This window comes from Fastidiosibacter lacustris (genome assembly GCF_003428155.1).
GTDB lineage: Bacteria > Pseudomonadota > Gammaproteobacteria > Francisellales > Francisellaceae > Caedibacter > Caedibacter lacustris.
On record NZ_QLIR01000019.1, the window covers coordinates 1 to 15,894 of the forward strand.

Here is a 15,894-nt window from a genome sequence, read left to right on the forward strand (position 1 = left end):
GCTTTTTTACACCTGTTAAACGACGAAACTCATCTGCTGCTAACTTGTTTATCGTTTCCCATCTCATTGATCATATCCACCTTTAATTTTTAAATAGCTATTTTGCTAGATTAAATACGGTTTGGAAAGAACTCTATTATTCTGTTACTTTTCCAATTTAAAATAATATTGCTTTAGATACACTCACCCATCGTAGGTGTAACCCTAAACTTTGCTTTTGCTACTTAAAAAAATTCAGTAAAATATCATAAAATCACTACCTAAGGATCCCGCATATGACTACTATTTTTTGTACTAAACTACAACAACAAGGCACCGCGATGCTTTATGCCCCTTTGCCTGGTGAGCTAGGACAAAAGATTCTGCAATATATTTCACAAGAAGCATGGGCAAAATGGTTGGATCACCAAACCATTTTGATCAATGAATATCGTTTAAATTTACTAGAACCAGAAGCCAAAAAATTCCTAATCACTGAAATGGAAAAATTCCTATTTGATGGTAGCGCTGAGAAACCTGCTGCATTTTCAGAACCTGAGTAATTGTCCTATTTTTATTTTTAAGGGCACCACTTGCCTATTATACTGATATTTATTGTAAATATTTCCTCTAATTGTGCGTCGCATGGGTTGTGTTACTTTTTAAATTCTCTTTTACGTCGTTTAATGGGTCGCAAGAAGCCCCCAACTATAACCGCTTGCGGTTTAGTGGTGGGAGCATGTCACTCCATGCTTTTCTCAAACGCCAAATATTCTTCTTGTAGTAATAAGAAAAACGCTTGTAGTTTTTGCTGACAAAACCGTCTAAGTTTAACATCATTCTCTGAAGTACCTAAGCTTAAACAAGACTGATAAATGACTACAAGTTCTTGCATAGTGGAAAAAAGTAACTTCATCAACTTTATTTGTTCATCACTTAGTTCAATCTTTGTATTGATAAAATGCTCAACTAATTTTTTTTCTTGCATAATCAAGTCATCAACTAATAATTTTATTGTTTTTTTATCCAACGTTTCTTTTGTTATTTCATCTTCAAGATTTACAGCGACTAAAATTTCTATAATTTGCTTATGTGCCAAGTAAATCTGATATGCTTTTGTTGATAATTTATGTTTTAAATTATTGGGTTTTATTATTAAACTCACAGCTAAGATGGCAACTGCGCCAATTGCAATATCAAATATACGCGCCCTAAAAAGTGATAGATCCCAATAAGATAATGCTCCTACAAACATCACGATAAACACACTACTAAAAAACACGCCAACTGAATAATGGACTACACTAAAATAAAGCGTAAAGAGCGATAGAGCCAAAATAACACAAATCAGCACATAAAATGGTAACTCTAAACTCAGGTAATAATAAGCCAGAGTTCCTACAAAACAGCCTAAAACGGTATGAATTACAATCGATTTAGATCTAAATAATATTTCTCTAGCATGGACACTAATACTAATTGAAATAATGGCTAATACACTCCAATAATTACGCTGCAAACCAATCATTTCAGTTACAATAATTGCAATAATACAAGCAATTAAAACTCGAATTGCTAATAATTTATATTGAGGAAGTTGATTGATATGTCTACGCCAACTCATCAACCGCTCCTTTTAGCTCAATGATGATATACTGCAGTGATTCCAATAAGAGGAGCAATTCAAATAACACAACATGACAACCTTTGATTGGTGGATGAGAAAGTACTTCACTTTTAAAGCCTTCAGTCAGTGACTTTAACTGTGATATTTGCAGCTCAAAGTCTTGTTCTTTCTTAAACATAAACGGCCATAGTGGTGCTTTGGTTGCCATAAAAATAATTTCTTGTAGCGCACTTTGTTTAACAAGTACTTTGACAGCTGGAGAATTTTTAATAAGCAAAGATTGATAAAAAAATAAAATGCGAAAAATTGTACGTATTATATTTTGATAGCGACCATAACATCTATGCCATGCAATCTTGCGTATTGGTGAAATAATCCAGGTAGCTCCACGTTCATGTAACGTATCTAGTGCCATATTTAGTTCTTTTTGACCATTTTTAAAATCTAGCTGGTATTTATTGGTACGCGTAATTTCTTCTAACCAAAAACGTGCTTCCTTTTGTAACATTATTGCATGTATTTGTAATACTCGAGATAACTGCTTTGGAGTATCCCACGGTCTTAGCCACAATATTAATATAACAAAAGCGATACTAACTACAACTAAGCTTATATAAAGTTCAATCAATTGATTAGGCAATACAGGCAATTGCATAGAAGAAATCGCTAATACAATGACTAAATATCCAGGAAATAACTTAAAGCGCCCACCAAACTTTCTAAGCCAAAAAGCAAAATAGGCTGAAATAATCACGATTAAAAAACTCAATATTTTATATGGATACAAGGACTCTGATAGACTCAAGCAAACAGCAAACCCAATAGCAAAGTAAAGAAATATCTGGCGTCTTGACTTAATATCGCCCACAGCACAAGCCATTGCCGCAAATGCCAAAAAGTAAAAACTCCACACCATCACCTCGTAGGTATAACCACAGCTCCATGCAAATAGAAAATAAGAAATCATTATACAGGCTACTTTGATCACCATTGCCAAAATATGCGCACCTGGATCATTTTTAGATAAATTATATATAAAACGCTCAATCATTTTTACTGTAATCTATGTTTATTATTTACATGCCCTGTTATAATACAGTCAGTTAACTTATTGCTATAAATAAAGCTTAATGGGCTTATTTTATAGTAATCAAATGCTAAAAGCATAATAAATATGGCACTTAAAATAAGTGGACTAATAATGAAGAGTTAGGGGAATGATAGTGAGACATGGCGACACCATTTTAGAAAAACTTCAAAACGGCGAATTTAAATTACGGAAATCAGAGCAAAAAGTTGCAAACTGGATCATGGATAATTCAGGGGATGCAACTGCCCTTAACATTACAACCATTGCACACAAAATTGGGGTAAGCGAACCGACGATTGTTCGGTTTTGTCGTGCTGTTGGCTGTAAAGGGTATCAAGAGTTTAAAATTCGCTTTGCAGAAGAACTTGCTCTGGGAAGAATCAATGAATCAATTGATATTAAATTAAACGACTCGACTGCTGTGGTAAAAGACAAAGTTGCACAGTTTGCACGTGCTGCTTTAGCCACTATAGATAGAGAAATTGACACCACAGAACTTGAGGTTGCCACTCAAATTTTACTTGAGTCAAACAAAGTTATCGTTTGTGGCTTTGGTGCATCCAATTGCACAGCTTTTGATAGTTTTCATAAACTTTTTCGTATGATGCCAAAAGTCGGCTATTATCCTGACATGCACATGTCTGCCATGGCTGTTGGTTCTTTAGAGCCGGGAGATGCAATTATTGCAATTTCCAATAGTGGTAAATCCGAAGCCTTAATTAGCTTATGTAAATTAGCTCGCAGCAATGGGGCCAAAGTGATCACTATTACTGATCCTGGCTCCCCTGTTGATCAAACTGCAAGTGTTCGCTTAAACATTAAAAAACAAGTAGATACTGGGCTTTTTGTACCAATGTCAAATCGCTTAAAACAGCTCATCATTATTGATTTTTTGGTTTATAACTATGCTCGTTTAAATGCAAAGCAAGCTGAACAGCGTTTAAAAAAAACCAAAACTGCATTAACAAATTTAAAACAACAGCACAGCATTATCTGACTTATCTAAATGCATGCCAGATTTCATCGGCAAGTTTATGACTAATGCCTTTGACTTTGGCAATTTCTTCAACGGATGCTCGCACAAGCTCCTGCCAACCACCAAAATGACGAAGCAAAGCTTGACAGCGCTTCCTACCAACACCAGGAATAGATTCTAACACCGATTCATTTTGTCTCTTCGCTATTTTTTTTCTTTGCCCTTTTATCGCAAAATCATGAGCAGCGTCACGAATTTGTCTGAGTAATAAAAATGATAAATCATGCTCCGGTAAATGGTGGGGCTGATCATCAAAACCAAGAAAAATATCTTCTTTACCACTTATTCTTTCAACACCCTTCCCTAAGCTAATAAGTTGAATGTTGTGTTCTTGTTTGTAAGCATGTAACACTTGTTGTGCTTTTTTTAACTGTCCTTTGCCACCATCAATAACTATAACGTCAGGTAAGTTTTGTGCTTCTATCCCTGACTCGATCCTTCTCTCCAATACTTGCGCAATAGCTGCATAATCATCCCCTGGGGTTATGTTTTGAATATTATAACGCCGATACGCTGACTTCATAGAACCACCTCTATCAAATACTACACATGAAGCAACTGTCGCTTCACCTTGATAATGACTGATATCAAAGCACTCGATACGATGAATATTGTCTTTATTAAGCCATTTTGCAAGTGCCAAAAAACGTGTTGTAAATTGTGACATAGATTGCAAATTGATTTGTAGTTTTTGTTTTGCATTAATCATCGCTAATTTTTGCCATTTCGCATTATCTGCTCCAGCATCAATAAGCCACCTTATCTTGCTATCCGCACGTTGCTCAACACTCTGTAATAAACTATTTGCCACTTTATGACCTTTGGGTAAAATTATCTCTTTAGGCCATATTGTCCGATGTTCATCCAAATAATAATGTGCTAAGAATGCCTCTAATAACTCTGATTCCGTATTGTTATTTACGTTAACAATCCAAGATTTATCGTCCGTAACCTTACCTTGTGTGACTTGTAACACAGTAATACATGCTTTTGTTTCCAAGCCTAACAAACCAATAACATGAAAACTGCGATCATTTATTTTATCTACAAACTGTTGTTGCTGTAATTTGGTTAGTAATATGAGTTGATCTCTTAACCTAGCTGCTTCTTCAAAATATTCATTTTCAGACGCTTGGTGCATTTTAGTTGAAACTTCCTGCAAAATCCCACTGAGCTTACCACTGACAAACCTTGCTAATAAATCAACCTGTAATTGATAAGCTTCTTCACTAATTTTACCGACACAGGGCGCACTACAACGTTTAATTTGATATTGTAAGCATGGTCGTGAACGATTGTTAAAGTAACTATCTTCACACTGACGCACCACAAATAACTTTTGCAACAAAGTAAGTGTTTCTTTCATGGATACCAACGATACATAAGGGCCAAAGTATTGACCATTTTTACGTGGTTTACCGCGAAATCCTGATAACCGTGGAAAAACATGATCACTTAAATACAAGTATGGGTAACTCTTATCGTCTTTAAATAAAATATTATACTTTGGCTTATGCTTCTTAATTAAAGCGCTTTCTAACAAGAAAGCTTCGTAATCGCTCGGTGTAACGGTAATATCAATAAAGTTAACTTGTGCAGCTAAGGTTTGTGTTTTTAAATCCTTAGCTCCACGATTAAAATAGCTATTGACTCGCTTATGAAGGTTTTTAGCTTTGCCAACATATAGTAAGTTGCCTTCACCATCATACATACGATAAACGCCAGGATAAGGAGTTAGATTTTTTAAAAAAGAAGATAGATCAAAATCTTGTTGGGTTTTAAACATTACAAATCACAAAAAAAATTATGAAAGAAAATCCAGCATATCAGTTGTTTTTATTCTCGACATCAATTAACTTGTGTCGAATTGCAAGATGTGTTAACTCAACGTCACTATCAATACCAAGTTTTTCAAATAAGCGGTAGCGATAGCTATTCACTGTTTTGGGGCTTAAACATAGCTGATCAGCCACTTCATTTACTTTCTGACCACTGGTAATCATTATCAATACCTGCATTTCACGCTCAGATAGCGAATCAAATGGAGTTTCGTCATCATGTGTTAAATGTTTTAACGCAAGCTGTTGTGCCACCTCTGGAGAAAGGTACCTGCGACCAGCATAAACAGTTCTAATTGCCTGAATCATTTCATCGACACTCACTCCTTTAGTCATATAACCAGAAGCACCTGCTTGTAGCACTTTTGTAGGGTAAGGCTCATCACCATAAACAGTTACCACCAATATTTTAATCTGAGGATAAGCTTTTGCAATACGCTTGGTAGCTTCCAAACCCCCGATGCCTGGCATTTTAACATCCATTAAAATCACATCAGGTAGCAATTTTGCAGTTAGAGAAATTGCTTCCTCACCACTTGCGGCTTCTCCAACGATTTCAATATTACTTACATCACTCAGTAATTTTTTTATTCCTAATCTCACTAAATCATGGTCGTCAACTAAAAGCACCCTTATCACGTCTTTACTCCCATTATATTGATCTATCTCACAACATCACCACATGAGGCTTGATCAAATATCGTCGATTGATCATTTATTTCAAATAAACTCATGCGCAAATTTCGAACTTATTTGTGAGAATTTGACCATAGTATAGCGTAAAAATGGGAAGTTGGCTTAGAGATTTTAGTTTATTTTGCTTGAATTTAACTACCGTGATTGTAATATGAGTGTACTTTTAAATAATAACTAACTGCATGGTCACGAACAATAATGAGTTGAACTGCCTAGTAAAACAGTTGTTAAATGAACCTTTTATTGCACTTGATACTGAATTTTATTGGCGTAATACTTATTATCCTCAGCTGTGCTTAATTCAAATTGCAACACCTAGCGATATCTATATTATCGATACCTTAGCAACTGAAATGTCACTTGACTTGCTTACTCCTGTTTTAGAAACTCACGAAGTTTGTAAAATCATGCATGCAGCGAATAACGATATTAAAATTCTACACCATTATTTAAACTGTCAGGTCAATAATATATTTGATACCCAAACAGCAATGGCGTTTTTAGGTCATAGCCATCAACTTTCTCTTGCCAACACATTAAATGAGCTTGGAATTGGCATACTCGACAAACAACAAAAAACGTCAGATTGGCGTACACGTCCTTTAAGTGATCTACAGCTAAATTATGCTAAAGAAGATATTGCTTATCTAATTCATACTCATCAACTTTTGCAACAAAGACTCCAAGCTTTAGGTTGGTTAGACGCTTTCTATGAAGAAATGAAAGTAATCGTTAATTCCCACTTTACGAATGCACATGCTGCACCTTTTAAATTTAAAAACCAGCTTATGCGTTTAAACGGTAAAGCTTACGACAACGTCATTACACTTTCCATTTGGCGAGAGCAATATGCCCAAAATAGAAATTGGGTTGTAAGATACATACTAAGTGATGATGAGCTTTTAAAAATTGCCAAACTAAATCCTGTAAACGAGCAAATGCTGATCAATAGCAAAATACTTTCAGCTAAAAAATTACACTACTTGGGAGCAAAGATTATAGATTTGCTTATCAATAACAACGTAGCTAGCCATAGTTTTAAATTAAAATCACATCCATATCCAATGGTTGCTAAAGACTTGTTAAATCAGTGCTTTGCTTATATTGAACAACTTGCTAAAGACCACCAGTTATCGCTAGCACTCATTTGCTCAAAGCAAGAACTGAAAGAGTTTTTGTGCGATTATTTACATGCCCCGCTTTACTTACGAGGAAAGCTTACTCAAAGTTGGCGCTATGAAAAATTTATTCAACCTGTTTGTAAACTAATAGATAAGCTTCGCCTGAAATCAGACTACAAGACATTAAATTAAAAGTTTGGCTGCACTTGTAAGACTCTCATCAAATCCAGCAAAGCTTTTATGGTAATTAACTACAAATTAATTCCTACTTTGCAGTTTGGCAAGGAATAGTCGAGGATAAATTATTTACATTTTTCTGGTTAGATTTGGTAAAACTGACCTAATTTTCGAACCTGTCCATTTTGACGAACTTCAAATCCAAGTATCGTTTGACCATTAAACTTACCTACCTCACCAATCATTTCACCCATCGTAACATCCTGTGACTCATGCACATTGATATCACTTAAATTGTTGTAAGCTGAAATATAACCATCTTCATGACTGATGATCACCATCTTGCCATAACCACCCATGCCAACTCCAGCATAAAGCACATTACCATTTGCAGCAGCATAGACCTTTGTATTAAGTGGGACATTGATTTCTTGTTGCTGATTAATACCATTTTTATCAAATGTACCTTTTATTTTTAATGGCCATTGCCAAACATTAGCGGCATCTGTTTTCCCCATTGGTATATTGTTTTGAGCATCTGACGTAATTTGTGGTTTTTTAATTGGTTCAGATTTTGGATTCGCTACAGCTAGAGGCTTCGACGTTGTTATATCTGGCAATTGAGCAGCAGGTTTTGGGTGAATAACATTTAGCATTTCACCTATTTTAGGAGGAGCACTTATCTGCTCTTTAATTTCATTTGGTGCACGAACCCGTATTTTCTGTCCAACATAAATCAAACTGGACTCTTTTATATCATTCCAAGTTTGTAAATCAGATAAGCTAACGTCATTTGCCAAAGCAATTTCTAACAACGAATCACCCGATTGAACAATGTAATACCCTGTTGTACTTTTTTTGATAGCATACTCAGTTTGGGTATTACCATCAAATTGAGTAAGACCATGAATATCAACCTCTTTATCATGAACATTAACCTGATTTAAATGAGTGGTTTTTGATTGCATTTCCTGTGTTTTTACACTTGACGTAACAGGTGCAGCACTTGCATCTACAGCAGGAAGGTTTGCTTGTTTTGTTGCATTTTGTTGAATGCGAGTTACCTGTGGTTGTAAGCTTTTATTGTGAGTTACAACGTTTGTTTGGGATGTATAAGTATAGGACTGATCTGCACGCCAAATTTTTTCTCCAGGCAAAGGACTAACACGTATGGTTTTACCGGGTGTTAAAACAAAAGGTGCTTTTAACCCATTCCATAAAATCAAGGTTCGTTCAGTAACATTAAAACGCTTAGCAATATCGTACAAAGAATCACCTGTTTGTACCGTATAATAAGTCTGTTGCATTGGGATACTTGTAACAGGCGCTTGATCTTGTTCAGCATTAAAAAAGTGGTTTATTGAAGCACATCCTGATAACAATATAAGTGAAGCACCCATTGCACCTATTTTTTTAATCACTACAACTACTCCTTTTTAAGATCTTGCATTAATCCTTGGAACTTAACATTGTCATAATTTTTTGCAACATGTTTTGTGTATTTTGACCACTCATACCTGAAATAAAAAAATAAGGTTGTGCTTTATTCCAACCTATTCCACTTAGGATCTTATTGCATATTATTTCAACTTCATTTATTGGTAATTGATCAATTTTATTTAATACCAACCAACGCGGTTTTTTATACAATGATTCACTGTATTTTTTAAGCTCATTTTCAACCTTATCAAAGTTTTCAATCGGGTCAGAACCATCAATCGGTAACACATCTACTAGATGTAAAATATATTTTGTACGGGTTAAATGTTTTAAAAACTTTAACCCTAAACCTGCACCTTCTGACGCACCTTCAATTACACCTGGAATATCGGCAATAACAAAGCTATCATATTGACCAACACGAACCACGCCTAAATTAGGATACATAGTGGTAAAAGGATAATCTGCGACTTTAGGCGTTGCGGCTGAAACAGATCGAATTAAAGTGGATTTACCTGCATTAGGTAAACCTAAAAGTCCGACATCCGCTAGTAATTTCAGCTCTAATTTTATTTCAAATGATTCCCCTTCTTCACCATAGGTAAATTGTCTGGGGGCCTGATTGGTACTACTTTTGAAATGCGTATTGCCAATACCGCGGCGCCCACCTTGCGCAAGTTTTAACACATCCCCTTGTTTTAAAACCTCACCAACCTTCTGGTGTGTGGTTGCCTCATAAGCAACTGTTCCAACCGGAACGATCAAGTACAGATCTTCTCCTTTTTTACCCGCACATTTTTTACCTTCACCTGGCTTACCATTTTCAGCTTGGTAATTACGCTGATAGCGATAATCAATTAAAGTATTAACATTTTCCTCTGCTTTAATAAAGACACTACCACCGTTACCACCATCACCACCATCAGGACCACCCTTAGGTACATACTTTTCACGACGAAAACTTACACAACCATTACCGCCCTTTCCAGCATGCACTGTAATGACCGCTTCATCAACAAATTTCACTTTTAACCTTAAATTTTATCTTGAATGTCAACCATACCTATGATCTAAGAATTTCAGCAAAATGTACAGTATAAAAACTGTGAAATGGTTTACAACAGATATATAAATTAAGCCGATGAAACGTTATACTAAACTACTAGTTTAAGCAGTCAGTGATTCTATATGTCATATCAAGTTTTAGCAAGAAAGCATCGCCCTAAAAACTTTTCTGAAGTCGTTGGGCAGGAGCACGTTTTAAACAGTCTTATTCATGGCTTAGATCAAAACCGCTTGCATCATGCTTACCTTTTTACCGGTACACGCGGTGTTGGAAAAACCTCATTAGCACGCTTATTAGCAAAGTCTGTCAATTGCCTTAAAGGTGTGTCATCTAAGCCATGTGGAAACTGTGATCATTGCATTGCAATCGAGCAAGGTCGTTTCGTTGATTTAATTGAAATTGATGCTGCTTCACGCACTAAAGTTGAAGATACTAGAGATATCTTAGATAACGTTCAATATATGCCAAGCCAAGGTAAATATAAAATATACCTCATCGATGAGGTACATATGTTATCTCAACACAGCTTTAATGCACTTTTAAAAACATTAGAAGAACCACCCGAACATGTTAAATTTTTACTCGCCACAACAGATCCACATAAACTACCCATTACAATTCTATCGCGCTGTTTACAGTTCAATTTAAAGCATATTACCGAGCTTCAGATCAAACGTAAACTTGAGGATATTTTAAGCTATGAACAAATTCCTTTTGAAACAGATGCGCTTAGTGTTATTGCGCATGCAGCCGATGGCAGCATGAGGGATGCCTTAAGCCTAACCGATCAGTCTATCGCTTTTAGTAAAGGTCAAATCGTAACAGCGGATGTAAAAGCGATGCTGGGTATTGTTGATACACAAATGCTCGACACCTTACTTTTGCTTATTTTAGAAGAAAATACAACAGCATTAATCGAGTATAGTAATGATATTATTCAAGCAGGTAAATCCCCTGAGTCCGTGTTAAATGCGATTTCGGAATGCTTTTACTATGCAAGCTTGACTAATTTTAAAATGTTGAATTTAGAGAATTTACCTTGTACAACTGAAGTTTTAACAGCAATTACCCAAAACTACTCACTTGATCAACTTCAACTTTATTATCAGCTCTCCATTAAAGCTAAAGAAGATATTCATTTAGCTCCAACTGCTCAATGTGGTTTAGGTATGGCGTTACTTAGGCTTTGTGCTTTTTCTTTAGATTTAAATACCCCTTTCCAGGAAAATACAGCTTATTCTAGATCACAAGTACAGAAAAAAAATGAAGAATTAGATGAACTAAAAGCACCCCTAACACACTCTAAAAAAGAGTCTTATTCGCCCATAACGTCAATACCGCAAGAAACAAGTCATATTGACAACTTAACCCAAACACAAGAGAAAACGCTTCACTATCCTACAGACACCCCTTCCCCTTTACAAGAGATAAAAGAAATAAATTTGGTAGATATACTTTCCCAACACTCCTCTCCACAAGTGACAGCGTATGAAAAACACTTAGAAAAGATCGACTGGTATCAAATCAGTCAAAGCTTAGGTTTAAAAGGCACGGTATTACAAGTTGTACTGAATTGTAGTCTTTTTAGCATTGACAATAATATTTATACTCTACAGGCTGCTGATTCTATCAAAGCGCTCATCACACCTAATTCAATTCAGAAAATTGAAGATGCATTATCAAAACGTCAAGGTCATAAAATCATACTTGAGTTTACCCATCTAAATATACAAAATAAAACAACTCGCCCTATTTCTACCAGTCAACAAAAAATCAAGGAGTTAGAAACTAATAATTTTTCCGTACAACAAAATCAAGAAAACATAGCAGATTTAGCCAAAGTAACCTCTTTTGAAACTTCATCTCACAATACGCCTGCACAAATCAATCAGCAACAAAAAGAAAAAAGAATCGACCAGATCTATCAAAGTTTAAAGCAAAACGCTGATATCCAAAAATTAGAGTCAATTGGATTTGAGGTCTTAAAAGAGAATATAAAGCTCACAACTTTACCATAAGAGGTTATCAATTTTGAATTCATAGGACGCGCAGCATCCATGTTAGAAATATTTCTACAATGGATGCTGCTCATATTCTTCTCTATAATTGAACAGACTGATAACAGCCTAAATTCTTTAAAAAAGATGTCTTTTTCAAAATAGCAAGTAATGCTGCTTGTAGATTTCGCTCTTCTTCATGTCCTTCAAAGTCAACAAAAAAACTATAATCCCAGGCACGTGAGCGCGATGGTCGTGATTCAATTTTACTCATATTAATACCATGCTCAGCTAAACAAGTTAACACTTGAACCAGTGCATTGGGTTTATGTAGTGTTGTAAAAATAATTGAGGATTTATATGCTATCCCTTGTTGATATGACTCATTTGCTCCGTCACGCCCTAACAAGAAAAATCGAGTGTAATTAAATGGTTCATCCTCAAATTGCTCCTTTAAAATTTTAAGTGAATAAGTTTTTGCGGCAAGTTTACTGGCAATGGCTGCTTGATCGAGAATACCTTTTTCAGCAATATATTTGGCTGCTCCAGCAGTATCGACAAAGATTTTAGGACTTAGTTGCATCCTGGCAATATTGTTCTGGCACTGAGCCAATGCCTGAGGATGTGAACGCACAAGTATAATATCATCAAATTTAGCATCAGGGTGACTCATTAAACAATGTTCAACCTTTAAAATCACTTCGTGCTGAATGCGAAGGTTATATTTTAATAATTCGTCGTAAGCAGGAAGAACTGTCCCTGCAATTGAATTCTCAACTGGAATCATAGCAAAATTAGCTTTTTTTTCAGCTACTGCTTCTAAGGCTTCAGCAAATGACATACAAGGAAAGGTTGTAATATCTTGTATTTGCTTTTTTTGATAAAGCTTATGTATTGCTTGCTCGGAATAAGCACCTTTTTCACCTTGAAAAGATATGATCAAACTCAAATATTTCCCCTTTTACCTAAATACTTTACGGTCTACCTTATATTAAAAAACTGCGCTAACATTCGCTTACTATGCGCAATTAAATTTGGATATTTATTTAACTTTACTTTTAATTCACTCTGCCACGGTGTATAAAAAATATTGGCAACAAACGCATACACTATATGGTCCAGCAGTGTTGCATGCTCAACAAAAAAATAGTTTTTATCCGCAAGAAAATTTGCCAAGGCTTCCAGATCATGGTCTGCTTTTTCATAAATCTGTTGTGCATTTAATCTACCTAAGCCTTGTTCATAAAGTTGCTTAGTTGCATTTTTGGTCATAACTTTGAAAATGATATTGAACAAAAACTTTGGCATTTGTGTCGTGCTTGAGAGTATTTTTTGCCATGTATTCTCTGACGTTTTATCAATCCAACGGTTATAAACAAGCATCCAATATAAATGCTCTTCACACAAACGTTTATAAGCCAAAGTTTGTGATTTTTCCAATATACTTAAGTTTTTTTGCATAGGATAGGGACTTATTTCTTCAAGCATATCAATAATTAAACTACTATCAACGTAAATCTTACCATCTTTTTTAATGTACGGCATTTTTCCTGTTGGTGAGCCACGCATGTCCACGCTGTAATGATTTTTGTAATCGTATTTCTGTGCAATCAGATAGCTCTCTAGCTTCATACAAAAGGGGCTAGTATTAGGCAATCCACACATTTTAGGAAATTGATATAACTCAATCACAATGATCCTTATCTTGATTATTAGTTGATTTATATTGGTGAATTTTATAATCATTTAAATCAATAATATTATTGATATATGTTTTTTCTTTAACTGTACTATCGTGCTTTTGTATTTCTATGGGTGAAATTTTTTGGTCATCTGAAATAACCTGTAGAAAATGACCACCATTAAATTGTAAGAGACCTTTATAGCGATTAATACCATCATAACTATATTCAAACGCATATTCTCGAAATAAACACATGCTGCCAATATTATTTTGGCGTTATAGTTTCGTCTTGGTTAAACAAACTGTATCATCAAGTAATTGCACATCCCATTGCTTACATATTTTAATTGCAGTGACGATCGCCAATTCACGCGCTTTCATTGATGTTCGCCATAGCAAAGCGACAACGACTAACACAATGATTGCACTGGCAATTGTTATACTCATATTGATTTTGATCTTTGATCATCTTAATTTTTACATTATACTCCGAAGCCTATTTATGAAAAGTATTTTGTGCTCAACATGCTACAACACAATAAAATTATAATTGCCATTTCAGGTGCAACAGGCATCGAATACGCCTTCAAAATGCTTACTGTTTTAAAATCATATCATATTGAAACGCATTTGATCGTCTCAAAGCCCGCTGAGATGACACGGGAATATGAAACAAGCTACCGTTCACAAGACATTAAGTCACTTGCAACATACGTCTATTCGAATGCCGATATTGGTGCACCACTTGCAAGTGGCTCTTATCGTACAGATGGAATGCTTATTATTCCAGCTTCAACTAAAATTTTAGCCGAAGTTGCCAATGGAATGGGTGACTCATTAATAACGCGTGCAGCAGATGTAGTTTTAAAGGAAAGAAGAAAACTCATCCTTTGTTTACGCGAAACCCCGTTTAATCTGATCCATATTGAAAATATGAAAAAAGCTACTTTAGCAGGTGCAATTATCATGCCACCTGTCCCTGCCTTTTACAATCACCCACAAACATTAGATGACATTATTAGCGATTTTGTATATCGTACACTTGATGTTTTTGGACTTAAACTTCCAGAAATGAAACAATGGCAGGGATAAAGATCATGTACCAACACCTAAAATATTTTTATAGCGCTTTTTTTGTCACACTCATTGGTATTATTGCTGCGGTTCTATTGGAGCCAAATCATAAATTATATGCACTTTATCTTATTTTGATCTTAGCCTTATTAGAAATTTCGTTAAGCTTTGATAATGCTGTTGTCAATGCAAAAGTATTGGCTAAAATGCCAAAAAAATGGCAGAAAGCTTTCATATGGATTGGTTTACCAGTTGCTGTTTTTGGTATGCGCTTAATCTTCCCGATTTTACTGGTTAGCATAACAACATCACTGTCTTTTAGTGATGTATTTAAACTTGCAACGAATGATCCAAAATCTTATCAACATGCACTTGAACTTGGCTTTCCAACCATTTGTGCCTTTGGTGGAGGCTTCTTGATCATGGTTTTTCTGAAATTTTTTGTTGCTGAAAAACATGAATTGCACTGGATCAGCTGGCTTGAAGAAAATCGTTTTGTTAGCCTGATTCGTCACTATCCTGGTGGTTATATTATTTTTGCACTCATTATTGCCTATATTGTGATTTACAATGCTGCACTTGGGCAAGGTGGCACATTAGCACTTGCTTTTTTAATGGGGCTTATAGTTCATGAAGCACTGGGTATTTTAAATTATGCATTTGGTGGGAGCATGACAGGTAAAGTTGCTCAAAACGGGCTGATGGGATTTTTATACCTAGAGGTTTTAGATGCTTCTTTTAGCTTTGATGGCGTTATTGGCGCGTTTGCCATTTCAACCAATATTTTTATTATTATGATCGGTTTAGGTATTGGGGCGATGTATGTTCGCTCACTCACCCTCTTCTTTGTTGAGCATAAAACTTTGTCTAAATTCCGCTATCTCGAACATGGCGCGCATTATGCAATCGGCTTTCTAGCAGTTATTATGTTTATAAAAATATATACACATGTACCTGAGTGGTTAACAGGTACTGTGGGGATTGGATTAATTATTATTGCTTTTATTCATTCGAAAATTGCCAATTGTAGGGGGCTAAACTTGACTTAACCATTGTCCATTTATCAAAA

Annotated in this window: 14 protein-coding genes and 1 pseudogene; 6 read left to right on the plus strand and 9 right to left on the minus strand. The window is 35.3% G+C overall.

The genetic code is table 11. The features are described from left to right. Positions 1 to 275: 275 nt before the first annotated feature. A complete protein-coding gene (locus DNJ77_RS08240) occupies positions 276 to 542 on the plus strand; it encodes an oxidative damage protection protein (protein ID WP_116964516.1) in 267 nt (88 codons plus the stop codon). Positions 543 to 721: 179 nt separating this feature from the next. Here DNJ77_RS08240 and DNJ77_RS08245 read toward each other — a convergent pair whose 3' ends face one another. Both DNJ77_RS08245 and DNJ77_RS08250 read right to left on the minus strand, forming a co-directional pair. Beyond that, positions 722 to 1,603: an FUSC family protein gene (locus tag DNJ77_RS08245; RefSeq protein WP_116964517.1), complete on the minus strand. Its 882-nt coding sequence runs from the start codon at positions 1,601 to 1,603 to the stop codon at positions 722 to 724. Then, on the minus strand, positions 1,590 to 2,657 hold the full coding sequence (locus tag DNJ77_RS08250) for a hypothetical protein (RefSeq protein ID WP_116964518.1): 1,068 nt from the start codon (positions 2,655 to 2,657) through the stop codon (positions 1,590 to 1,592). The genes DNJ77_RS08245 and DNJ77_RS08250 overlap by 14 nt, the downstream gene beginning before the upstream one ends. A 166-nt stretch (positions 2,658 to 2,823) precedes the next feature. Between DNJ77_RS08250 and DNJ77_RS08255 the strand changes: the two genes are divergently transcribed. Next, positions 2,824 to 3,693 (plus strand): MurR/RpiR family transcriptional regulator, encoded by an 870-nt coding sequence (locus DNJ77_RS08255; protein WP_116964519.1) that lies wholly within the window; start codon positions 2,824 to 2,826, stop codon positions 3,691 to 3,693. A 1-nt stretch (position 3,694) separates the two neighbouring features. Here the strand turns inward: DNJ77_RS08255 and uvrC are convergent, their stop codons facing one another. Both uvrC and uvrY read right to left on the minus strand, forming a co-directional pair. Next, positions 3,695 to 5,518: an excinuclease ABC subunit UvrC gene (gene uvrC / locus DNJ77_RS08260; protein WP_116964520.1), complete on the minus strand. Its 1,824-nt coding sequence runs from the start codon at positions 5,516 to 5,518 to the stop codon at positions 3,695 to 3,697. Positions 5,519 to 5,558: 40 nt separating this feature from the next. Next, on the minus strand, positions 5,559 to 6,209 hold the full coding sequence (uvrY, locus tag DNJ77_RS08265) for a UvrY/SirA/GacA family response regulator transcription factor (protein ID WP_116964521.1): 651 nt from the start codon (positions 6,207 to 6,209) through the stop codon (positions 5,559 to 5,561). Between the two features lie 239 nt (positions 6,210 to 6,448). On the opposite strand from uvrY, the gene DNJ77_RS08270 reads away from it, so the two are divergent. Continuing rightward, positions 6,449 to 7,579 (plus strand): ribonuclease D, encoded by a 1,131-nt coding sequence (locus DNJ77_RS08270; RefSeq protein WP_116964522.1) that lies wholly within the window; start codon positions 6,449 to 6,451, stop codon positions 7,577 to 7,579. A gap of 128 nt (positions 7,580 to 7,707) precedes the next feature. On the opposite strand, the gene DNJ77_RS08275 is transcribed toward DNJ77_RS08270, so the two are convergent. Continuing rightward, positions 7,708 to 8,985 (minus strand): LysM peptidoglycan-binding domain-containing protein, encoded by a 1,278-nt coding sequence (locus DNJ77_RS08275; RefSeq protein ID WP_116964523.1) that lies wholly within the window; start codon positions 8,983 to 8,985, stop codon positions 7,708 to 7,710. A gap of 28 nt (positions 8,986 to 9,013) precedes the next feature. After that, complete coding sequence (gene cgtA / locus DNJ77_RS08280; RefSeq protein WP_116964524.1) at positions 9,014 to 10,030, minus strand: Obg family GTPase CgtA; 1,017 nt, start codon at positions 10,028 to 10,030, stop codon at positions 9,014 to 9,016. Positions 10,031 to 10,192: 162 nt separating this feature from the next. On the opposite strand from cgtA, the gene dnaX reads away from it, so the two are divergent. After that, entirely contained in the window at positions 10,193 to 12,088 is a 1,896-nt protein-coding gene (gene dnaX / locus DNJ77_RS08285) for a DNA polymerase III subunit gamma/tau (protein WP_116964525.1), read from the plus strand. An 82-nt stretch (positions 12,089 to 12,170) separates the two neighbouring features. Here dnaX and pheA read toward each other — a convergent pair whose 3' ends face one another. From pheA to DNJ77_RS08300, 3 genes and pseudogenes are all read right to left on the minus strand, one after another. Beyond that, the gene (gene pheA, locus DNJ77_RS08290) at positions 12,171 to 13,016 is read right to left on the minus strand and encodes a prephenate dehydratase (RefSeq protein ID WP_116964526.1); all 846 of its coding nucleotides are present in this window, start codon (positions 13,014 to 13,016) and stop codon (positions 12,171 to 12,173) included. A gap of 32 nt (positions 13,017 to 13,048) precedes the next feature. Continuing rightward, on the minus strand, positions 13,049 to 13,759 hold the full coding sequence (locus DNJ77_RS08295) for a glutathione S-transferase family protein (RefSeq protein ID WP_192877951.1): 711 nt from the start codon (positions 13,757 to 13,759) through the stop codon (positions 13,049 to 13,051). Continuing rightward, positions 13,752 to 14,198 (minus strand): annotated as a pseudogene (locus tag DNJ77_RS08300) (DUF3301 domain-containing protein). The gene DNJ77_RS08295 and the pseudogene DNJ77_RS08300 overlap by 8 nt, the downstream one beginning before the upstream one ends. Positions 14,199 to 14,276: 78 nt before the next feature. On the opposite strand from DNJ77_RS08300, the gene DNJ77_RS08310 reads away from it, so the two are divergent. Next, positions 14,277 to 14,843: a UbiX family flavin prenyltransferase gene (locus DNJ77_RS08310; RefSeq protein WP_116964530.1), complete on the plus strand. Its 567-nt coding sequence runs from the start codon at positions 14,277 to 14,279 to the stop codon at positions 14,841 to 14,843. A gap of 5 nt (positions 14,844 to 14,848) precedes the next feature. Beyond that, positions 14,849 to 15,874 carry a DUF475 domain-containing protein gene (locus DNJ77_RS08315; protein WP_239986778.1) on the plus strand — a complete coding sequence of 342 codons (1,026 nt, stop codon included), beginning with the start codon at positions 14,849 to 14,851 and terminating at the stop codon, positions 15,872 to 15,874. Positions 15,875 to 15,894: the final 20 nt, after the last annotated feature.